This is a genomic window from Dyadobacter sp. CY347 (assembly GCF_021502655.1).
Classification (GTDB): Bacteria; Bacteroidota; Bacteroidia; order Cytophagales; family Spirosomataceae; genus Dyadobacter.
The window spans coordinates 383,271-403,520 of sequence record NZ_JAKFFT010000009.1 but is presented as its reverse complement, the minus strand read 5'-3'; the positions used below and the strand labels follow the sequence as shown (position 1 = coordinate 403,520).

13 protein-coding genes and 1 pseudogene are annotated in these 20,250 nt (G+C 46.4%); 10 read left to right on the top strand and 4 right to left on the bottom strand.

All coding sequences use genetic code 11. From position 1 onward, the window contains the following. The 7 genes and pseudogenes from L0659_RS22645 to L0659_RS22615 all read left to right on the top strand — a co-directional run bounded on the left by L0659_RS22645 (position 1) and on the right by L0659_RS22615 (position 12,714). Complete coding sequence (locus tag L0659_RS22645) at positions 1-2,628, top strand: TonB-dependent siderophore receptor (protein ID WP_235128853.1); 2,628 nt, start codon at positions 1-3, stop codon at positions 2,626-2,628. A 38-nt stretch (positions 2,629-2,666) separates the two neighbouring features. Continuing rightward, on the top strand, positions 2,667-3,218 hold the full coding sequence (locus L0659_RS22640) for a GNAT family N-acetyltransferase (protein ID WP_235128852.1): 552 nt from the start codon (positions 2,667-2,669) through the stop codon (positions 3,216-3,218). A 3-nt stretch (positions 3,219-3,221) separates the two neighbouring features. Further along, a complete protein-coding gene (locus L0659_RS26425; protein ID WP_235128851.1) occupies positions 3,222-6,068 on the top strand; it encodes a HEAT repeat domain-containing protein in 2,847 nt (948 codons plus the stop codon). Next, positions 6,052-9,753, top strand: a complete 3,702-nt coding sequence (locus tag L0659_RS22630) for an ATP-binding protein (protein ID WP_235128850.1) — start codon at positions 6,052-6,054, stop codon at positions 9,751-9,753. The genes L0659_RS26425 and L0659_RS22630 overlap by 17 nt, the downstream gene beginning before the upstream one ends. Positions 9,754-9,790: 37 nt before the next feature. Then, positions 9,791-10,630 carry a sensor histidine kinase gene (locus tag L0659_RS22625; protein ID WP_235128849.1) on the top strand — a complete coding sequence of 280 codons (840 nt, stop codon included), beginning with the start codon at positions 9,791-9,793 and terminating at the stop codon, positions 10,628-10,630. 60 nt (positions 10,631-10,690) lie between these two features. Continuing rightward, positions 10,691-11,872 carry a PP2C family protein-serine/threonine phosphatase gene (locus L0659_RS22620; protein ID WP_235128848.1) on the top strand — a complete coding sequence of 394 codons (1,182 nt, stop codon included), beginning with the start codon at positions 10,691-10,693 and terminating at the stop codon, positions 11,870-11,872. A 107-nt stretch (positions 11,873-11,979) separates the two neighbouring features. Further along, positions 11,980-12,714 (top strand): annotated as a pseudogene (locus L0659_RS22615) (DUF3800 domain-containing protein). A gap of 116 nt (positions 12,715-12,830) precedes the next feature. Here L0659_RS22615 and L0659_RS22610 read toward each other — a convergent pair. After that, on the bottom strand, positions 12,831-14,645 hold the full coding sequence (locus L0659_RS22610; protein WP_235128846.1) for a glycosyltransferase: 1,815 nt from the start codon (positions 14,643-14,645) through the stop codon (positions 12,831-12,833). Positions 14,646-14,849: 204 nt separating this feature from the next. Here L0659_RS22610 and L0659_RS22605 point away from each other — a divergent pair, with 204 nt between their 5' ends. The 3 genes from L0659_RS22605 (at position 14,850) to pgi (ending at position 18,717) form a co-directional block, all read left to right on the top strand. Then, positions 14,850-16,055 carry a DUF5009 domain-containing protein gene (locus tag L0659_RS22605; protein WP_235128845.1) on the top strand — a complete coding sequence of 402 codons (1,206 nt, stop codon included), beginning with the start codon at positions 14,850-14,852 and terminating at the stop codon, positions 16,053-16,055. 65 nt (positions 16,056-16,120) lie between these two features. After that, complete coding sequence (locus L0659_RS22600; protein ID WP_235128844.1) at positions 16,121-16,960, top strand: sugar phosphate isomerase/epimerase; 840 nt, start codon at positions 16,121-16,123, stop codon at positions 16,958-16,960. A 107-nt stretch (positions 16,961-17,067) separates the two neighbouring features. Continuing rightward, positions 17,068-18,717, top strand: coding sequence for a glucose-6-phosphate isomerase (gene pgi, locus L0659_RS22595; protein WP_235128843.1), 1,650 nt, complete (start codon positions 17,068-17,070; stop codon positions 18,715-18,717). Here pgi and L0659_RS22590 read toward each other — a convergent pair. The 3 genes from L0659_RS22590 to L0659_RS22580 form a co-directional block, all read right to left on the bottom strand. Then, positions 18,696-19,082 (bottom strand): VanZ family protein, encoded by a 387-nt coding sequence (locus tag L0659_RS22590; protein ID WP_235128842.1) that lies wholly within the window; start codon positions 19,080-19,082, stop codon positions 18,696-18,698. The genes pgi and L0659_RS22590 overlap by 22 nt on opposite strands. A gap of 110 nt (positions 19,083-19,192) precedes the next feature. Further along, positions 19,193-20,017: a glucose 1-dehydrogenase gene (locus L0659_RS22585; RefSeq protein WP_235128841.1), complete on the bottom strand. Its 825-nt coding sequence runs from the start codon at positions 20,015-20,017 to the stop codon at positions 19,193-19,195. After that, positions 20,014-20,229 carry a hypothetical protein gene (locus L0659_RS22580; protein ID WP_035361740.1) on the bottom strand — a complete coding sequence of 72 codons (216 nt, stop codon included), beginning with the start codon at positions 20,227-20,229 and terminating at the stop codon, positions 20,014-20,016. The genes L0659_RS22585 and L0659_RS22580 overlap by 4 nt, the downstream gene beginning before the upstream one ends. Positions 20,230-20,250 lie beyond the last annotated feature (21 nt).

Genomic DNA, 20,250 nt, shown 5'->3' with positions numbered 1-20,250 from the left:
ATGAAAAGAATTTTACACATTTTGATCATCATAACCCTCGCGTTTGCGGGCACAAATGCATTGGCGCAAGAGGACTGCGATGCCACCGTGATCATTCCCGAGGCCGACAGAAAATACCGCACCGGGAATTTTGATGAGGTGTTTCAGATCCTGAACCCTTGTCTTAAAACCAGATTTTCGCCGAATGCGCAGGTGCAGGCGTACAAGATCATTGCATTGACTTACCTCGCCCTGGATTCGTTGCCGCAAGCCGCCACGGCGGTCCGTAACCTGCTGGCAGCTAACCAGAATTACGAGCCGGAATTTTCTGCATTGCCTCAGTTCAAAGACCTTGTGGCGCAGCAGCGCGACCTTATGGACCGCATTATTCAGATTACCTCTGTTTCCAAAAAGGCTGAAAACCTGCTTCAAGTGCCCGCAACAGTAACCGTTCTGACCCAGACAGACATTGTAAAAAGAGGCTACAAAGACCTTACACAAATGCTGAACGACATTCCCGGCTTTGACGTCATCAGGGGAAACGGGCCTTCTTATGTAACATTTTATCAGCGCGGTTACCGTTCCACGTCCAATGACCGCACCATTCTGCTGGTGGACGGCGTGGAGGAAAATGATCTTAATTCGGATAACATTCCCATTTCCCGGCAATATTCGCTATCGGACATCGAACGCGTGGAAGTGATCTATGGCCCGGCCTCCACCATGTATGGAGCCAACGCATTTGTAGGTGTTATTAACCTCATTACCAAGCGTTTTCTGGATCGGGAAATGCCCGAAGGAAAGAAAATGGTTGTTTCCACCAATGGCCAGGTACGCTACGGATCACTGAATACCAAGCTCGTGGATGGCGTTGTAACGGTGCGGACCAAAGACGTTGCTGTTTCGGTGACCTCCCGGTATTTCTCCTCTAATGAACTGGATTACAGTAAATATCCCGAATGGAATTACGATCCCAGAACGGCAAATAGTTATCCTATACAGCAAAATATAAAGGGAGCCGCCGCGCAGACGTACGTAACCAATAACAAGCTTACCGAACTTTTTCCAAATAGTGATTTATACCAAATAGGCTATGATGCCAACGGCGCTGCAAATGCGCTGAGCCTTACCGATGCCGGAAAAGCGAGGGCGGCGGAGCTGGATAATGCCAATCTTTTCCAGGCCAACATTAACGGCAGCCAAGTGGGTTTCAATGACGATTCCAAAAACTTTTATATCCGGGCTAAAATTGAATTCAAAGATTTCATGATCTCGCTCATGAGCTGGAAAACGGATGAAGGCGCTACGCCCTGGTATACCAACCGTTCCCGGATCGTGACGCCTGAACTTTCGCGATGGGTGGCCAATAACAAGGCTTTTTCTTTGACCTATAATAAATTCATCTCGGAAAAAGTGCAGATCATGAACCTGACGTCCTATCGGCTGCATGAGCTGAACGGTGCTACGAACTTGCCCACTTACAGAGGCTATTATAACGGAAGTTATGGCATTATCGACCTCCTGAACCAGCGCAAACCGACCTATTCGGTCCCTTACTGGTATCGCGTGTCCAACCAGCTGCGTAACGAGTTCCGCGTGCTGCTCACGCCATTGCCAAAGCTCGACATTAACAGTGGCATTGAAATCCGGAACAGCATTATCCAGGCCAATTACATTACTGCCCAAACAGAAAATGCCGACGAAACCGGACGCCCGGATTCAACATTGGCAGGCGGCGATAACTTCCGCGTTTTTGACATTGGAATATTCACACAAGCCACTTATAACTGGACAGAAAGTCTCAAAATGGTCCTCGGTTCACGGCTCGATCACAACCAGATCCGTTCCAATGGAGGTTATGGATTTGTGTTCAATCCGCGGTTGAGCTTAATTTATTCAAGAGGTAAATTTGTATTCAAAGGCATTTATACTGAGGCATTTAAAGACGCGTCTTATCTGCAAAAATATGCCACCAACCGCGAGCGGCAGCTTAACAATCCGACTTTGCAGCCTGAGCGTGTGAAAAATGTGGAAGGCAGTGTTTCTGTGCGGTTTAATAAAGCATTGTCTTTCAATGTGTCGGGTTATGTTGCCAATTACAGCAACGCGGTGGGACTTGCGGCCGCAACGACACCGGCCGGTCTGCCGACGCAGCAGTTCCAGGCCTTGGGCAGGCAGCGCATTTGGGGAATCCAGTCGGAGGCGCGATACGATATCAAAAACCTGAATGTCTGGGGCAATTTCACGCACAGCAGTCCACGCGATCTGAGCAAAGTGGAAGGCCAGAAAATCCCGGTGAGTGACATTGCGCCCTGGTCTGCTAACCTGGGGGCTGTTTATGACCCGGTTAAGAACCTGAGCATCAGCGTTACAAACAATTACGTCAGTGCAAGAAAAACCGGGATCGGGACATCCGGCAGCAGTAACCCCATTACCAGATTCGACGCGATTTACCTGCTTAATTCTACATTAACCTATCATAATATCCTGAACCTGTTCAGTTTACAGGTTCAGGTTTCGAATGTGCTTAACCACGGATATTTTGTGCCGGGCATCCGCGCTGCTGAGGGCGTTACGTCCGCCTCGCGATACCCGCAGGAAGGCCGCGTATTCTCAGTCGGGCTTCTTTTTGATACAAACAGAAAATAACTGAAATGGAATCAGTGTATATAAAACCCCCTCGCTTAATGGAAACAAGGTTTGAAATCAGAAATTCGGAGTTTCTGCTCATGAAGCTGGATTATCCCGAACGCCTGGACGAAATGGGGGCGCTCAGGGTGCTGGCCTGGAAAGACGAGCAGGGCATAAGCCAGGACTTTTTCTCGCACAAGGCGTGGCTGGACGACGAAGATCTGCTGGCGCATCATTGGATCATTCTCCATAATAAAGAGATAGTTGCAGCCGCACGCATGAGCTTTCATCCCGATTACAGCTCCATCCCGCACGCCGATCTTTTCGACGGCTCGATCCTGGAAGGTTTCGGAAAAGGCCCTTATGCTTCTTTAAACCGGCTTGTGGTTGCGCCGGGCTATCGGGGAAATGGTTTTTCGACATTACTGGACGAAGCGCGGATCAATTTTGCTGCTGCTCATGGCATTAAGATGATCATTGCCCAGCCCGTTGCTTCGCGCATTAAACCTTTGGAAGATCTTGGATTTTTGTATTTAGGCAAAATCAGGCCGCTATACCAGATGCCCGAACGTCAGATCTATTTCATGATCAAAGAATTAGACAAATAATTTGTGAGAAAAATCAAGGACATATCGCGGATGCTCAACATCAGAAAGGACGAGGAAGGTCTCGTGAGCCTGCTGATGGCCTATTCTTTTTTTATGGGCGGCGCAACGGCATTGTTCTATACGGTGGTGGCTTCATCGTATCTGGTGAGTTTCGACAGGTTAATGCTGCCGCAGGTTTATGTGGTGGGCGGTGTCTTCGTTTATCTTCTCGGACTGGGCTTAACGCGGGTTCAAAAGCGCATTGCATTTGATAGGCTGGGGGAAAATGCATTGCTTTTCCTGATCGTTTCCATCGCATTTTTCCTTATCGTTTATCATCTGACCGGCAGTAAATGGGTCTTCTTTTTCCTATTTATCTGGAACCGTATTTTTGTTTTAGTGAATGGCGTTACATTCTGGGCGGTTGTTGTGAAGCTTTTCAACTTTCAGCAATCCAAAAGATTATCATCGCTCATTAACAGCGGGGAGGTTTTTTCGTCCGTGATCATGTATCTGGCCGTTCCAGCATTGGTCAAGCTTTTGCCGATTGATTCGCTGCTCATTCTGGCCGTCGGTTTCCTGATCGTCTGCGCAGTTTTACTAAGAAAAATTCACAAGCGCTACGTCACAGCAGACCATACATCCATACAGATCAAGGCAAAGGCGGCGGAGCACATTGAGACCGATGTGGTTGATCCCAGTTATTACCGCAATATATTTCTGCTGGCGCTGCTGCCTGTTTTTGCATTGTTTTATGTGGAATATATTTTCTTCACCGAGTCGCGGAATGTGTTTCCAAATAAAGAATCGCTGGCCAGTTTTCTCGGGTTTTTCTTTGGTATCAGCGCCATCCTTGAATTTTTTATCAAGACATTTCTTTACAATAGACTGATCAGCAAATACGGCTTGAAATTCGGCATCCTGATCCTGCCTTTGAGCCTTGTTTTCAGCTTTGCGGTTTCGGTCATCTACGGCCTGGGTTACGATACTGCTGCCATCTTTTTTGCGTGCATTGCATTATCGCGGTTTTTCATGAGCGCCGTACGAAAGGCCATTGCCGAGCCGGCATACCAGGTGCTATATCAGCCTATTCAAGCACGTTTCCGGTTGAATATCCAGGGCAGGATCGAGGGAAGGGCCAAAGCGATGGGCGGTCTGGCGGCCGGGATCTTACTTTTTGCGCTCGTCAACCTTTCGAAGATGGACGCTTTGCAGCTGGCGATCCTGTTTCTTGTCGTGGCGGTCTGCTGGACCTTCGTGGCGTTCGTCGGTGAGAATTCTTATAAGAAAATGGTGCGGGATAAGGTGTTTCAATTCCCTGAGAAATCGAGGAGAAAGGATGCCTATGTTCCGGCGCAGGTAAGTTCGGATAAATCTTTTGAACAACTCATTAACCAGGTTTTTTCGCCAAATGAGGCGGATCGCATTGAGGCCGCGATAGGGCTCGGCGGTGCCAACAGGTTCTTGGCCTACAAATATCTGATCCCGCTATTACAGGATCCCAGTAAAAGGGTTCGGGAAGCCGCCATTTACACGGCGGGTGAATTGAGAAGACATGAACTTTGGCCGTTTCTAATGGAGCAGATGGAGCTGGACCGCTATTATTCGGTTGCTTTTGAAGCCCTTGTGAAATCGGGGCCGCCTTTGCTGAAATACATTGAGAAATCGTTTTTGAGCGATAATGACAATCGTTACAGGCAGCTTCATTTGCTGAAAATTGTGGAACAGATCGGAGGCGCGGACGCTATCCGGTTCCTGCGCAGAAATCTGGAAAACCCGAATCGGTTTGTCAAGGATAAGGTGATGGAGGCATTACGGAACCTTCGTTACACCTGCAACAGCACCGAGCAATCCTATATGCTGAATGAGCTGGACGAACATTTGAAAACTTTCGCCTGGCTGCTATCGGCGCAGCACGACCTCATGGAAACCTATGAGCCAGAAAGTCCGCTGATGCTGAACATGGAAATGGAAAAGCTGCGGATCATGCGGAAAGCATTCATTGTGCTGGAAGCCGTTTACGGTTCCCGGTTCCATGCCGTAACATTGCTTAAAAGCGACCAGACTACGGATGCCAGGGATTATCTGACGGAAATCTGCGACCTGTTGCTGCCGGAAAATATCAAAAACAAAGTGCTTCCTTACCTGGACAGCGATTCACTGGATGAAATGCGGCGCCGCTATGCAGAAATTTATCCACTCGATTCGCTCCCGGTGGCGGAACGTTTGATCGACATCATTAACAGGGATTACACCCGCATTTCCCGATGGACCAAGGCCGTAGCGATCAGGGAATTGCGGCATTTCGATTCAGGCATTGTCACACCGGTCCTGGTTTCCAATGCCGTGTCTCGGTCCAAGGTCATTTCGCAAACTGCTTTCTATATTCTCAGAATTGTGAACCCAGGCCGTTTTCGTTCGCTGCTCGATGTGATGATACGAAACAATGATACTTTTCACGTCGAAATCATGAAGCCGCTTGAGTGGCTTTCGACGGAGGAAGATCTGCTCATTTCCAAGCTCCGGCGCTTGCGCGAAACGCACGCGTTAAGCGGATTGCTGAGCGGTGAACTGCAAAAGATCTTGCTCACTTCCGCCTATTTTCAGGAGGAAGCAGGCGATGTTATTGATCTGCGAAAACACCTCAGCGACGGCGATGTCTCGATTTTGGTAACCTATGGAAAATTGTTTTTCTCGAAGATCGGGGCGCTGGAAGCAGGGAGCATCCGGAATGTGGCTGAGCTGAGCAAGTTAGGCGTTGTAATGATCCCTAATGTGCTGGAAGACACGGAATTCTATATCATTGAAAATTTTCTTTTAAAAGATCTTAATGTCAGGCAAAATGTGGAGGAAAGTGTTGAGATCCATTAAACTATTTATTGTTCTGATCTGCCTTAACGGCTCGGCATCGCTGTGGGCGCAGCTGGCGAATGTGGCAAAACCGGATTTAGGAAGGCCATTGTCGGGCTTTTACTCATCGTCTGAATATCGTGCGCACGACCAGAATTTTGCCATTACCCAGGACAAGGCGGGCATCATGTATTTTGCCAATTTTGCGGGCGTGCTGGAATTCGATGGCGTTGTATGGAAAACGATCCAGACCACCAACATTACACGCGTATCTGCACTTGCCACGGATGCAAAGGGCCGGGTGCTGGTCGGGGCAAACGGGGAGTTTGGATATCTGGGTAAAGATGCTTTTGGCGTTCAGCGGTTCGTGGATTTGTCGGCGAAATTGAAGGAGAAGTTTGCACAAGTGATTCAAATCGTCCCTACGAAAGCTGGTGCCTGGTTTGTAACGGATCAAATAAATTTTTTCTGGAATGGCTCAACTGTAACGCCCTTTAAGCATAACCTGAGAATCCAGGCTGCATTTCCGTTCAAAGACGCAATGCTGGTTTATGCAAAAAATAAAGGGATGATGTTGATCAATGGCAAACAGATTTCCCAGATACAGCAAAACAGCGACGTGCCTGCATTGCTGGACCTTACTTCGGTGGTGCAGCTGGGCGACGGTTCCGCACTGTTGGTAACGTCAAGCCAGGGTATTTTCAGATTAAGAATAAACCGCATTGAGGTAATCGGCGGAAATGTAAATCCTGTCATTGTTCGAAATCAGGCCACCTATGCGACCAAATTGCAGGACGGAACAATTGCGATCAGCATGGCAACGGGCGGGATGCTCGTGGTGAATGCTGATGGAAATGTCCAATATCCTGTGAATGCCGATACGGATTTGCAGGAAACCCAGGTTTCGGCCATGTTCACGGATCGCGAGCATAATCTCTGGCTCGCACTCAATGATGGGATCGCGCGTTTCGACCTGCCTTCCCCAATTTCGCTTTTTGCCACCGGAGATGGCCTGAGGGGTTCTGTGACAGCGATCAGGCGTTTTCAGGGGCGGGTTGTTGTGGGCACATTGAATGGGTTGTATTATATTGAAAACAATCAGATTGTCCATGTCAACGGCTTGTCAGGAAGTTGTCTGGGCCTGGACGAAGCTAATGGTTCGCTGTACATTGCTTCAAACAAAGGCCTTTTTCAATGGACGAAGGGATCCGGGATTTCTAAAATAAATTCGATTTTTTCACTCAGTGTAACTGCTTCGCAGTCTGGTAATGAGCTGTTTGTGGGCATGCAGGACGGGTTAACCAGGTTCACGCGCTCAGGCGGCGACTGGCGGGCAGAGCGGGTAAAGGCGGTTACCGAGCAAATTGTTGGCGTTACGGAATTTCTGCCAGCCACTTATTGGCTCGAAACCCTTTCCAATGGCATTATCAAGCTGGACGGAAAGTCGGGAACGATCAAACGTTTTTCGGCTGCGCAAGGCATTTCCAGCCCTTTATACAACAAGCTCGCCCTGTACGAAAACAAACTCATGGTCTCTAATAAGGATGGACTTTTCGAATATAAGCCCGAAGCCGATCATTTTGCACGCGCCGTCTGGCTGCACGAAGACAAAACCTGGTTTGACCGTGTCCAGGGCGATGGTAAGGGCAACATCTGGACAACCCGCGGAGACAAAAAGTGGGCATCATTTTTCAAAAAGAAGCCTTCCGGCGGTTTCGAACTGCTGGAAACACCATTGATGCCCATCGCCGATGTTCCGTTTGAGATCATTTTTCCGGACGAGGATGGCACTGCCTGGCTGGGCGGTGATCAGGGCCTTTACCGGCTCGATATGCAGGTGCCCGACCAATATGTATACGAATATCCGGTCATGCTGAGGAGCGTGGCGACACAGGATAGCCTGCTGCAATTTGCGCAAAACGGAACGCTTTCCAAGCCGCTGAGCCACCGTCAGAATAACCTGATCTTTGAGTTTGCATTGCCAAGTTATCACACGAATCAAGAGGTTCAGTACCAATACTTTCTTGAAAATTACGATAAGGAATGGTCCGATTGGGGATCGCTGACGCGTAAGGAATACAGCGGTTTGCCATCCGGAAGCTATAATTTCAAAGTGCGCGCAAGAGATGTTTACGATCACGTTTCCAAAGAAACTTCACTGGCTTTTAAGATCCGCGTGCCCTGGTTCAGGCAATGGTATATGATTGCTTTATATCTGATTATATTCAGCGCAACCATCTATTATGTGGTCCGTTGGAGATTGAGAAGGATTTTGAGAGAGAAGGAAGAACTGGAAACGCGGATCCTCGAACGCACGGAAGAAGTTGTGAACCAGAAAGAAGAACTGGAATTACAATCGGAAGAATTGTCGGCAACAAACGATCAGCTGGAAAGGATCGACGAATTTGTGAAGTCAATCAATGGGGAGGTTAACACAGGCCGCTTGTTTCAGCTGGTTTTGAACAAATTATGCGAATTTCAAAATGTGAACGGAGCATCTGCATTGGTATACAACAGCGCTACGGACAATTACCAGTTCATAGCACTGGCAGGCGCAGTGGAAAACGCGAAAGTGGATAATGTCAGACTCACAGCAAAGGAGGCCGAGCAGCGATATGTGGAGAACGGCGAAGAAATTCTGGAAGATATTTTTCTCAAAAATGATTTTCGAAAGCAGAATGCAAATGAGTCGATCAGCGAGCTCTTTTCTCCCAAGGCCCTGATCACGATTTTGATACGGGTGGATGGCAATGTAAAAAGCTACATTACCCTGGAAAACACAGACCGTGAAAATGCATTCTCCGAGCGGGATTTTAATGTTGTCAAAAACCTGAAAGAACATTTGATCGGGGCATACATTAAAACAAACATTCTTGAAAACCTCGAAAATACACTGTCCAACCTCAAATCAACACAGGAAGAACTGATCCGGCAGGAACGCCTGGCATCGGTAGGCAGCCTTACCAAGGGGATCGTGGACCGAATTCTGAACCCGCTGAACTACATTAACAACTTCTCGCAATCGTCCGGTAAGCTTTTGAAGGAAATAACAGAAGTGACTGATAAACACCAGGATGGATTGTCGGAAGATGAAAAGGATGATCTTGACAGCGGTTTTAGTATGCTTCAAAAAAACCTGGAAAAGATCTACGAACATGGCAACAGCACCACGCGCATCGTAAAGGATATGCAAAAATTGCTGAAAGGAAAATCGAGTGATTTCATCGTTACGGAATTGAACCCTTTCCTGGAAGCAAAGGCAAAAACGGCCATTCAAGAAGCGCTGGCCGAGTATAAGGATGCATCCGTGAAGCTGGATATGGCTCTATACGGCAATCCGGTGAAAGTGAGTGTGCTTCCGTACGAGTTCGCACAAGTGATCGTCAATCTCATCAGCAATGCATGCTATGCTTTACTGGAAAAAGCGAGGGTTGATAAAACATTTGAACCTCAGGTCCTTATCTCTTCCAAGCTGGTTGCCGGCGGGGTTTGCATTATCGTTCGCGATAATGGGAAAGGCATTCCTGCCAAGGAGCAGGAGCAGCTGTTCAATCCATTTTTTACAACAAAACCCACTTCAAAAGGAACAGGATTGGGCTTATATATGAGTAAGGACATTATCGAATATCACAAAGGGCGCATGTCGGTAAACTCGTTGGAAGGAGTGTTTACCGAAATAGAAATTTTCCTCCCGGTTGTCGCTTAACACGCTAAATGCTGCAAATTTTTTAATTACCATGACTATGGGAGCCGGAACAACGGAACACGACATTGAACTGTATCAGCAAAAGATCATTGAGCTCAACAGGCTCGCGGAAATAGGGCAACTGAGTGCAGGCATTTTACATGAAATAAAAAATCCGGTGAGTTTTGTCAATAACTTTTCCCGACTTTCGCAGGGATTGGTGGGCGAGATCCTGGACATCTGCCAAAAACCGCTTTCCCAGATGAGCGATACGGACATCGCGGATGAAAAAGACCTGCTGGAAACCCTCTCGCAGAACCTCGTCAAGATCAACGAAAACGGCAAACGCATCGAACGGATCATCCAGGGAATGCTCGCACAGGCCCGCTCCGATGCCGCTATCCTCGAACCGACAGACCTCAATCAGCTGCTGGAAGAATACAGCAAGCTTGCTTATCAGGGCGTGCGTGCGGATGACAGCGCATTCAATGTCATGCTCAAATATAAATTTGATCCGGAGGTTGGCAGTGTGAAAGTAGCGAAAGGGGAATTTGGGCGGGTGATCGTAAACCTGGTTAATAATGCTTGCTATGCCGTGAATGAAAAGGCAAAACGGCATGAAGAAGGTTATGAACCGGTTATCGAAATTACAACGACGCGAATTGGTCAGGAGGTGGAGATCAGGATCTGTGATAATGGCATCGGCATTCCGGAAGATATTGTTGCCAAGCTTTTTAAGCCGTTCTTTACAACAAAACCGCAGGGGAAAGGAACCGGCCTGGGCCTGTCGCTCACCTATACGAGCGTGACGGACACACACAAAGGAAGCATTCATGTGACTTCTGTATTAGGGGAGAAAACGGAGTTTACGATTGTGATCCCGGTCCAGGCAGCCTGAAAACAGGGGTCCGAAGAGGTTTTATTTAACAAGATATCAATTTCAAAAAATTATAAGATAATGGCTATCAGAATATTAAGTGTAGATGACGAGCAGGACATGGAGATGTTGATTCTCCAATTGTTCCGTAAGCAGATCCGGGATAAGAAATACGAATTTGTGTTTGCTAATAACGGCATTGAAGCATTGGAGCGGTTGGAAGAGTCTGATGACATTGCACTTATACTATCCGACATTAACATGCCCGGCATGGACGGCCTGACGTTCCTTTCAAAGGTGAATGAGCGGCAGAACCCGTTGCTGAAATCGATCATGGTGTCGGCATATGGCGATATGGACAACATTCGGACGGCTATGAACCGCGGCGCGTTCGACTTTGTGACCAAGCCGGTGAATTTTGAAGATCTGGAAATCACCATTTCCAAGACCGTGGAGCACATTGAAATGCTGACCAGTTTGGAAAAAGGCCGCGAGCAACTGATCGCCATCCAGAATGATCTGAGCGTTGCGAAGGAGATCCAGATGTCCATGTTACCAAAAACGGTTCCTGCCAATATTGGCAAAGCGGGTGTGGATCTGCATGCATTTATTCATCCTGCCAAGGTTGTGGGTGGCGATTTGTATGATTATTTCATGATGGATTCCGAGCATTTGTTTTTCATGATCGGTGATGTTTCGGACAAGGGCGTGCCGGCAGCATTGTTCATGGCGATCAGTAAGGCGATTTTCAAAAGCCAGTTTTCCAATCGGAATGGTGATTCGATAACGCAAAAAGTGAAGATCGTTAATGAGTTTTTGAGTGAAGATAATTCTTCCTATATGTTCGTTACAGCGTTCGTTTGTATTCTGAATGTGAAAACAGGGGTTGTGGAATATGTGGATGCAGGCCATGAACCTCCGGTAATCATTCGCGCCAATGGTGAAACGGAACTGGTCAAAAAGGAGGGAGGCATGGCGTTGTGCTTTGATCCAACATTTGAATTCGAATCCCATACGCTGACATTGAACCCGGGAGATAAATTTGTACTCTACACAGACGGCGTAACCGACGCCAACAACCTGGCCGGAGCCCGTTACGGCTTACATTATCTCCAAGATTTCTTCACATCCGGCGAAGGCTCCACCAAAGAAACAGCCAAAGAAATGAACGAATCAACACTGGAAAGCCTGATCGACTTCATCGGACCAGCCACACAATTTGACGACATTACCATGCTATCACTGAGATATTTGGCGAGCTGATTTTTTGAGAATAACATTAAAGCGTTACCAGAAAGCTTTTCTAACGTCTAAATGTAAAACCATTGTAAGCATCAGGGGTTTCGATTGAAACCCCTTTTTAGTTTCTTATGAATTTTACATTTTATTTAGATGAGTGTGGGGATCAGGGTTTAGCACGGATCGATCCCGGATTTCCTGTTTTTGTGTTATGCGGCGTTCTGTTCAAGGACGGCGATTATCCCACCTTTTGCGAGTCCGTTGCCACATGTAAGACTTATTTTTTCGGGCATAGCAACGTCATTCTGCATTCCAGGGATATCAGAAAGTGCGAAAAGGAGTTTTGCGTCTTGTTAAACCAAGATATCAAAACTCTATTCTACCGGGATCTTAATGCGATTATTTGCGAAACACCTTACACCATTATTGCAGCCGCAATAGACAAATTCTCTTATGCCGAACGCTACGCAATCGTTGGCCAGGATCCTTATGACATTGCACTATCATTTGTAATTGAACGGATGGTATTCTTGTTGGAAGGGCTTAAACTAAAAAATATAAAAGTCCTCGTTATCATTGAGAAGCGCGGCAAGAAGGAGGACAGGAAGCTTGCAGAGCATTTTGAGAATATCAGGAGTAAGGGAACATACTATGTTTCCAAAGTCTGAATGGCTCGTTGTAACATTGAAATAGAATTCAGGGATAAGAAAGAAAATGTTACCGGCCTTCAATTAGCAGATTTGATTGCTTACCCAATTGCCAGGCGGGTTATTGATATGAAAGCAGGCAATACGTCCTTCGCGATTTTTGAAAATAAAATCTATCAAAAAAATGGCAGGGTGTATGGTTTGAAGATATTCCCTTAAAAAACAAAAGAGCTTAACAGAAAACTGTTAAACTCTTTTGCCGACCGGGGAAACCCCAATCCCAGGACAAATGTAGATCTTTTTTATTAAAGTCAAAAAAGAGGAGTTGATAATTTTCAATACAACCCTGCAACAGGCTGGTATCTCATAAGTGCCAGCTTGTAGTTTTCTTCGTAGCGTTTTTGGAGTTCGGACCAGCATAGGGAGTCCAGAACGGATTTGGGGAGGGTGGCGCGGGGGATATATTGGTGATTTTCAAAGTCTTCTAGGAATTGAATGAAGATTTCGGTGAGTTGGATGATGGCTTCTTCGCTGGATTGTTCACGTCGTTTTACGATTTTTACTTCGTTATTGCCTTCCATCTCGGCAGCTTGCCTCGCAAACCTGCCGAAACCGGAAACATCGCTGGTAACAACCGGCGTTCCGTGGAGGACGGTTTCCATAGGCGCGTATCCCCAGGGCTCGTATAACGATGGGAAGACGCCCAAATGACAGCCTCTTACAAATTCCAGATACTCCATAGATAACAGCGAAGTGGCGCGCTCAATGAAATCGGGGTGGTAAATGATTTTAACGCGGTCCTCTTCCTTGTTATTCAAACCTGCCTGTGCACAAAATTCGAGAATGTTATCCTGCCCTTTTAAATGATGGGTTGTAACCGGGGGAAGGCCTTTTCTCTTAAAATTGGCGAGTGCTTGCCGCCAGGTCATCTGAAGGTCATCGTCAATGAGTTGGTTCAGGTCGGGGAGCTTGTGGCCTGCTGAGCCTGTGACATTGGCGTAAATCCTGGGGCCAAGCTTGGCACTGATCATCTTACAGATCCGCTGCAATTCCTGAAACCGCTGCCTGGCTTCCAGAACATCCGGCTTAATGTTGTGAAACGGCTGTTTGGAAATAATAAAAAGCACCACATTCATATCAGATTTCCTGCGGACCAGTTCCTCATTAAGCCGCGAGATGGCTTGTAATGTGATATCAAAACCTTTGTTGTAAAACTCATAGCGCCCGGATGTGAAAAAATAGAGCGTTTTGTCACTCCGCAGCTGATAACTAGGCGAAAATAAAGCCTTGACAAACGCATCGATCTTTTCGCGATTATGCAAATGCCATTCGAAAACCTCGTGCCCAACGCCCGGCTTCCGGTGGATACCGCTATGCACTATACTATCCGGGTAACGCCCAAGAAATGCTTCACATTCGCCGGCGGTGATTTCACTGTTTGTAACCAGCACATGGGCATATCGGGCGGCGTTTCTTTCGATCTTTACCTGTGCTTCAATGCCGTATTCCTGCGCTTTTTGCTGCCAGTTATATGTCGTAATTTTGGAAAAATATTCATTTTCATTCGGTGCAAGATAGCGGCCCAGCAAGGTGGCATGAGCGGTAAAAATGGTTGCGATCCGCACTTGCCTGGACATTAGCTCGGGCAGCCCGGATGTTGTCATCCACTCGTGAAAATGTGCGATAACGTCTTGTTGAACGTCAATTTCTTCGATGAGTTTAGTAAGAAAAAGGCGGGTAACTTCCCCAAATCCAATGACTTGGTCGAGCAGCACATTGCTTTCGAGTGCAGAAATTTCCTGCTGCTGCCACAGTGCAGTTTTTGCAACATTAAGCGATTCCGTCGGGATAACAGGGTTGATCAGGATTACTTTCGGACGGGCTTCTTCCAGCAGCCAGTAGCCAAAATGTATCTCAAATCCAAGGCTCCGGACATGCAGGATTGCTTTGGATAGCGGAGAATCATCCAGCTCTCGGATCGGACGGAAATCCAGCTTGGCTTTTTCAGGGAAATAGGGGCCGAGGAGGAAATAATTGTCGCCGTAAGTGTCCGTCATCGTCGGCACTTTGGACTTGATGAACGTATATATCCCGCCGATCTGGTTACAGACTTCCCAGGCAATTTCAAACAGAAGTGTATTCGGTTTCAAAATGATAAGAGGGTAAGGGTAGGATATTTCAATTAAAATTAATTACTTAAATAAGATATGGTGAATACGAATATGCTAAGCAGCAAAATCGGATGGTAAGACAGCTAAAAGCGGTGCTGAGCTGCTTCTGTGCAATAAAAGCATTACGCTACTGGCTAATTTCCCGTATATTCGGTTCCTGAACATTCATTCCTGAATTCCTTGATGAAACCTGTACTGCCCGCCTCACTGCGCCTGGACTCGATCGATATTTTCCGCGCGGTTACCATGTTGCTCATGATTTTCGTAAATGATTTCTGGACTTTAAATGGTGTTCCCGAGTGGATGGAGCACAGCAAAGGTCCTGACGATGCGATGGGGCTTTCGGACGTTGTCTTTCCCGTTTTCCTGTTCATTGTGGGTTTATCCATTCCTTTTGCCATTGCAAATAGGAGATCAAAAGGGGATAGCAACGGGACAATTCTATACCACATTGCCGAACGCACTTTTGCACTGCTCTTAATGGGCATTTTTATCGTGAATTACGAAAGCGCGGTTAGCTCAGGAATGATCGTGAGCAAATATGTCTGGGAGATCCTGATGATAGTCGCTTTTTTCCTGATCTGGAATGTTTATCCTGACAAACCTGAAAAGAAACCGCTCTATACCGGGTTGAAAGTGCTTGGATATCTGCTCCTGGTTGGCCTGGCGATAATTTATAAGGGCGGTGATGAATCTAATCCTTCCTGGATGGGCACGCATTGGTATGGCATTCTCGGACTTATCGGCTGGGCGTATTTGCTTTGTGCGCTCGTGTATTTTGCAGCGGGTGACAATCTGATCCTGAATGTGTTGGGCTGGTTATTTTTTGTGCTGTTCAATCTGGCTGATTTTGCAGGAATGCTTTCTTTTTTAGATCCGCTTAAAGAATATGTCTGGATTGTGGGAAGCGGAGCGATGCCTGCGTTTACAATGGCGGGCGTCATAGCGTCTGTGATTTACCGGCTTTACAGCAAGAAGAACGGCATTACCACGACTTATTTGTTGATTTTGATAGTTTTAGGCATTGTTTGTCTGCTATACGGCTTCGGAACGCGACCATTCTGGGGAATCTCCAAGATCAGGGCAACGCCGGCATGGGTAGGGATTTGCAGCGGGATCGCTTTCATCGCGTTTGCCTTTTTATTCTGGTTGGTGGATTTGAAAAAAATAAAAAGCTGGGCAAATGTGATCAAACCCGCCGGAACGGCCACATTAACGTGTTATCTGGTTCCTTACATCTGGTACGCAGTGCTTACGCTTGTTGGTTTCAGCTTGCCGGAGTTTTTCAGGACGGGGATTATCGGGCTCATCAAGTCGTTCTGCTTTGCATTGCTGGTCATCATCGTCACCGGACTCATTAACCGCGCGGGGATCAGGCTTAAGATTTGACAAAGGAGTGGTAAATCTGCAAACCTTCGTCTTTTCTATTGTACGCGGATTTTAATCGATAAACAATGGATACAAGAAGAGATTTTGTAAAAAAAGGAGTTGCCGGGCTTGTTGCGGGTGGTGTTTTGTCTCAAAATGCTTTCGCAAAAGATTTTGTGTTTGAAAAAAAACCGGACACATTCAAGCTGGCTATGGCCGGTTTCAGCTTTGTAAATTTCAAGCTGGACGAATCGCTGGAAATGATGAAACGCACGGATGTACATTATCTGTGCATCAAGGATTTTCACCTGCCTTATAAAAGTACAGCGGAGGAAATCGCAGCTTTCCACGAAAAACTCAAACAAGCCGGTGTCACCGGATATGCAGTTGGCCCTATTTATACAAAAACGCCGCAAGACATTGATAATGCATTTGATTATGCAAAAAGAGTAGGCGTGAAGCTGATCGTGGGCATTCCCAATCACGAAGACCTCAAATACGTGAGTGGAAAGGTGAAAGAAACAGGCATTCGGTACGCCATTCACAATCACGGTCCCGACGACAAATTGTATCCCAATGCAACTTCTATCCATAACCTGATCAAAGATCTGGATCCTGGTGTGGGCATTTGCTTTGATATGGGCCATAACCGCCGCGATAACCAGGATTCAGTGGCAGATCTGGGTAAATATTCCAAAAGGATTTTTGATATACATTTGAAAAACGTAACCGCCGCTACCAAAGAGGGCAAAACCTGCGAACTCGGGCGGGGAATTATTGATATTCCTGCATTTGTTAAAATGCTCAGAAAAGTGAAGTACGACGGTTGCTGTAGCCTTGAATATGAGAAAGATATGAAAGATCCGCTGGCTGGAATTGCAGAATCCGTGGGTTATTTCAAGGGAGTTTGCGATGCAGTGAGTTAAGTAAAAGTCGATTCAAGTGGTGTAAAATCATATTTTTGCATCGAAATGAATGTTATGGTCGCGATAAGTGACCTCAAAATTGATTTATAAACATAACGCCATAAGAAATGCTCAAAACCGTGCCCTTTGACCAGCTGGCAGCTTATAAAAAGCTGAAAACACATCATAAAACCATTTCTCAGAAACATTTAAAATCGTTTTTCGAGGAAGATGCGGACCGTCATAAAAAGTTCTCGATCCGGTTTGGTGACATTCTGCTCGATTATTCTAAAAACCGCATCACTACCCGCACGCGCTCATATCTGGTGCAGCTTGCGGAAGAAGCAGGGCTTGCAGATGCGATTGAACAGATGTTTACAGGCGAAAAAATCAATGCGACGGAAGATCGCTCGGTGCTGCATGTAGCATTGCGCAACCGTTCCAATGAACCGATCTTGTCAGACGGAAAAGATGTTATGCCGGATGTGAATGCGGTGTTGGCCAAAATGAAGGAGTTTTCGGGCAAAGTAAGATCGGGCAGCTGGAAAGGTTATTCAGGGAAAGAGATCTCTGACATTGTAAACATTGGCATCGGCGGCAGTGATTTAGGCCCGGTTATGGTGACCGAAGCTTTGAAAGCGTACGGCAAGCCAGGTTTGAATGTGCATTTCGTATCCAATGTGGACGGAACGCATATTGCAGAAACCATTAAGTCGCTAAACCCGGAAACGACATTGTTTATGATCGCTTCCAAAACTTTCACGACGCAGGAAACAATGACGAATGCACACAGCGCACGCTCATGGTTTTTGGAAAAAGCCGGGAATAAGGAACATGTGAAAAAACATTTTGTGGCGATTTCAACGAACCAGGCAGAAGTTGAGAAATTCGGCATCGACCCGGAGAACATGTTCGGATTCTGGGATTGGGTTGGCGGTCGCTACTCATTATGGTCAGCAATCGGGCTTTCAATTGCATGTTTTGTGGGTTTCCAAAATTTCGAGCAGCTGCTTTCGGGCGCACATGAAATGGATAAACATTTCAGGACAACGAAATTCGAACGGAACATTCCTGTTATCCTTGCGTTGCTGGGTGTTTGGTATAATGACTTTTTCGATGCGCAAACGCAGGCTATCCTGCCTTACGATCAATATTTACACCGTTTTGCAGCCTATTTCCAGCAGGGCGATATGGAAAGCAATGGTAAAAGCACAGGTCGCGACGGTAAGCCGGTGGGTTACCAAACCGGGCCGGTCATTTGGGGTGAGCCTGGAACGAATGGTCAGCATGCCTTTTATCAACTGATCCACCAGGGAACGAAGTTGATCCCTTGCGACTTTATTGCACCAGCCACCAGCCATAACCCGCTTGGTGAGCATCATAAAATGCTTTTGTCCAACTTTTTTGCACAAACAGAGGCATTAATGAATGGCAAAACGGAAGAGGAAGTGAGAGCTGAATTGGTCGGTGCGAAGAAGTCAAAAGAGGAGATAGAATTTCTAACACCGTTCAAAGTCTTTTCAGGCAATCGCCCTACAAACTCTATTTTGGTGAAAAAAATCACTCCTAAGACGCTGGGAAGCCTGATCGCAATGTATGAGCACAAGATCTTCGTGCAAGGCATCATTTGGAACATTTTCAGCTTTGATCAGTGGGGCGTGGAGCTTGGTAAGCAGCTTGCCAACAAAATTTACCCTGAACTGCAAAATGACTGGCCAGTGTCGAACCACGACAGTTCTACCAATGGTCTTATCAATCAATACAAACGGTGGCGGTAATGATCAATTAGTAAAGATTTAAATCCAAACCCAATTAATACGCCAACAGCGTCTGCGACAGCGTCCCACCAGTCAAAGGTGCGATCGAAGGGCAGAAGCTGCTGGTAAAATTCCAGGCCCAGCCCATAAGCCATTCCGAGCAGCACGAAAAGTCTTGCTTTTTTTGGATAAGCCAATGTCCATAACACAATCCAAACAATAAAAAGGCCTGCATGCACGATCTTGTCGAAACCGACAATCGGTGCAGAAGGAATATCTTTCCCAGGCCAGGTGCAGGCCAACAGGATCAGGATTGTCCACAGCCATGCGATCCATGGGTTTCTTGAAAAAAAATCAATCGTGCTTTGGAAAAATCTGGAAATCATCGTTGTCGGTTTCAGCACGCAATTTACTTTCAGAAAATTTAACTATAAACGAAAAGCGCCGGAAGTAGGTCCCGGCGCTATCTTGTTATGATGAAGTGTAATTCCAAAAATTAGCCATTGTCGGCAAATTCGGGGTATAATGTCATTCCGCCGTCAATGTAAAGTGTTTCTCCATTAACATAATCAGAATCATCCGACGCAAGCCAGGCCACTGCTTTTGCCACATCCTGCGGCGTTCCGATCCTTTTATACGGGATTAACTGCAACAGACCTTTATATTTATCCGGATCAGCCCATACGTCTTTGTTGATTGATGTTTTGATTGCACCCGGACTAACTGAATTTACCCGGATTTTATGCGGAGCAAGTTCCTGTGAGATGGATTTCATAAACATCATAATGCCTCCTTTTGAGGCAGCATAGTTTACATGCCCAGCCCAGGGAATAACATCATGCACGGAGCTCATAAGAACAATCTTTCCGATTGAAAGCTCACTGTGGTTCACTTCGGTAGTTGCTTTTTCCTGTGCTACAAATTGCCTTGCAGCCTCACGACAAACCAAAAACTGACCTGTTAAATTTACGTCAATCACTTTCTGCCATTGCTCCAATGTCATATCGAGGAACGACGAATCTTTTTGAAGACCGGCATTGCTGACAACGATATCCAAACGGCCGTACTTGCTAATGGTTTCGTTAAACAGCGCCTTGACTTCTTCTTCATGGCTTACATCAGCCTTAACCAAAATTCCGGATCCGCCTTTTGAGATAATCTCATTGAGCGTCTTTTCACCTTCTTCCAGGTTTGAACTATAATTTACAACCACTTTTGCGCCAAGCTCGGCAAGATGAATGGCGCATGCCTTACCAATTCCTGAACTTGACCCTGTAACGATCGCAACCTGATCTTTGAATTTCAGATCTGAACCTATCATATAATCTCTTTTTCAAATGATTTTAATTTCTTCCACACCCGACGGTTCACATTTTTTACCGCCCAGTTTTTAGCAATTAAAATTGCTTTTGCAACCGCCTCACGAGGAGAAATATTGTTTGTTCTTAAAAGCTCCTGAGCAATGGTGACCGCCTTTTCTCGGGTCGTAGGAGACAAATACATCAACTCTGGTAATGCGATTCTGTTGTCCATTAGATTATCGAATTTTAGTTG

Excerpts from the sequence above, each read along its gene's own strand:
- L0659_RS22640 (WP_235128852.1), top strand. The coding sequence starts at position 2,667 with ATGGAAACAAGGTTTGAAATCAGAAATTCGGAGTTTCTGCTCATGAAG.
- L0659_RS22625 (WP_235128849.1), top strand. The coding sequence starts at position 9,791 with ATGGGAGCCGGAACAACGGAACACGACATTGAACTGTATCAGCAAAAG.
- L0659_RS22590 (WP_235128842.1), bottom strand. The coding sequence starts at position 19,082 with ATGATTTCCAGATTTTTCCAAAGCACGATTGATTTTTTTTCAAGAAAC.
- L0659_RS22620 (WP_235128848.1), top strand. The coding sequence starts at position 10,691 with ATGGCTATCAGAATATTAAGTGTAGATGACGAGCAGGACATGGAGATG.
- L0659_RS22645 (WP_235128853.1), top strand. The coding sequence starts at position 1 with ATGAAAAGAATTTTACACATTTTGATCATCATAACCCTCGCGTTTGCG.
- pgi (WP_235128843.1), top strand. The coding sequence starts at position 17,068 with ATGCTCAAAACCGTGCCCTTTGACCAGCTGGCAGCTTATAAAAAGCTG.
- L0659_RS22605 (WP_235128845.1), top strand. The coding sequence starts at position 14,850 with ATGAAACCTGTACTGCCCGCCTCACTGCGCCTGGACTCGATCGATATT.
- L0659_RS22580 (WP_035361740.1), bottom strand. The coding sequence starts at position 20,229 with ATGGACAACAGAATCGCATTACCAGAGTTGATGTATTTGTCTCCTACG.
- L0659_RS22585 (WP_235128841.1), bottom strand. The coding sequence starts at position 20,017 with ATGATAGGTTCAGATCTGAAATTCAAAGATCAGGTTGCGATCGTTACA.
- L0659_RS22600 (WP_235128844.1), top strand. The coding sequence starts at position 16,121 with ATGGATACAAGAAGAGATTTTGTAAAAAAAGGAGTTGCCGGGCTTGTT.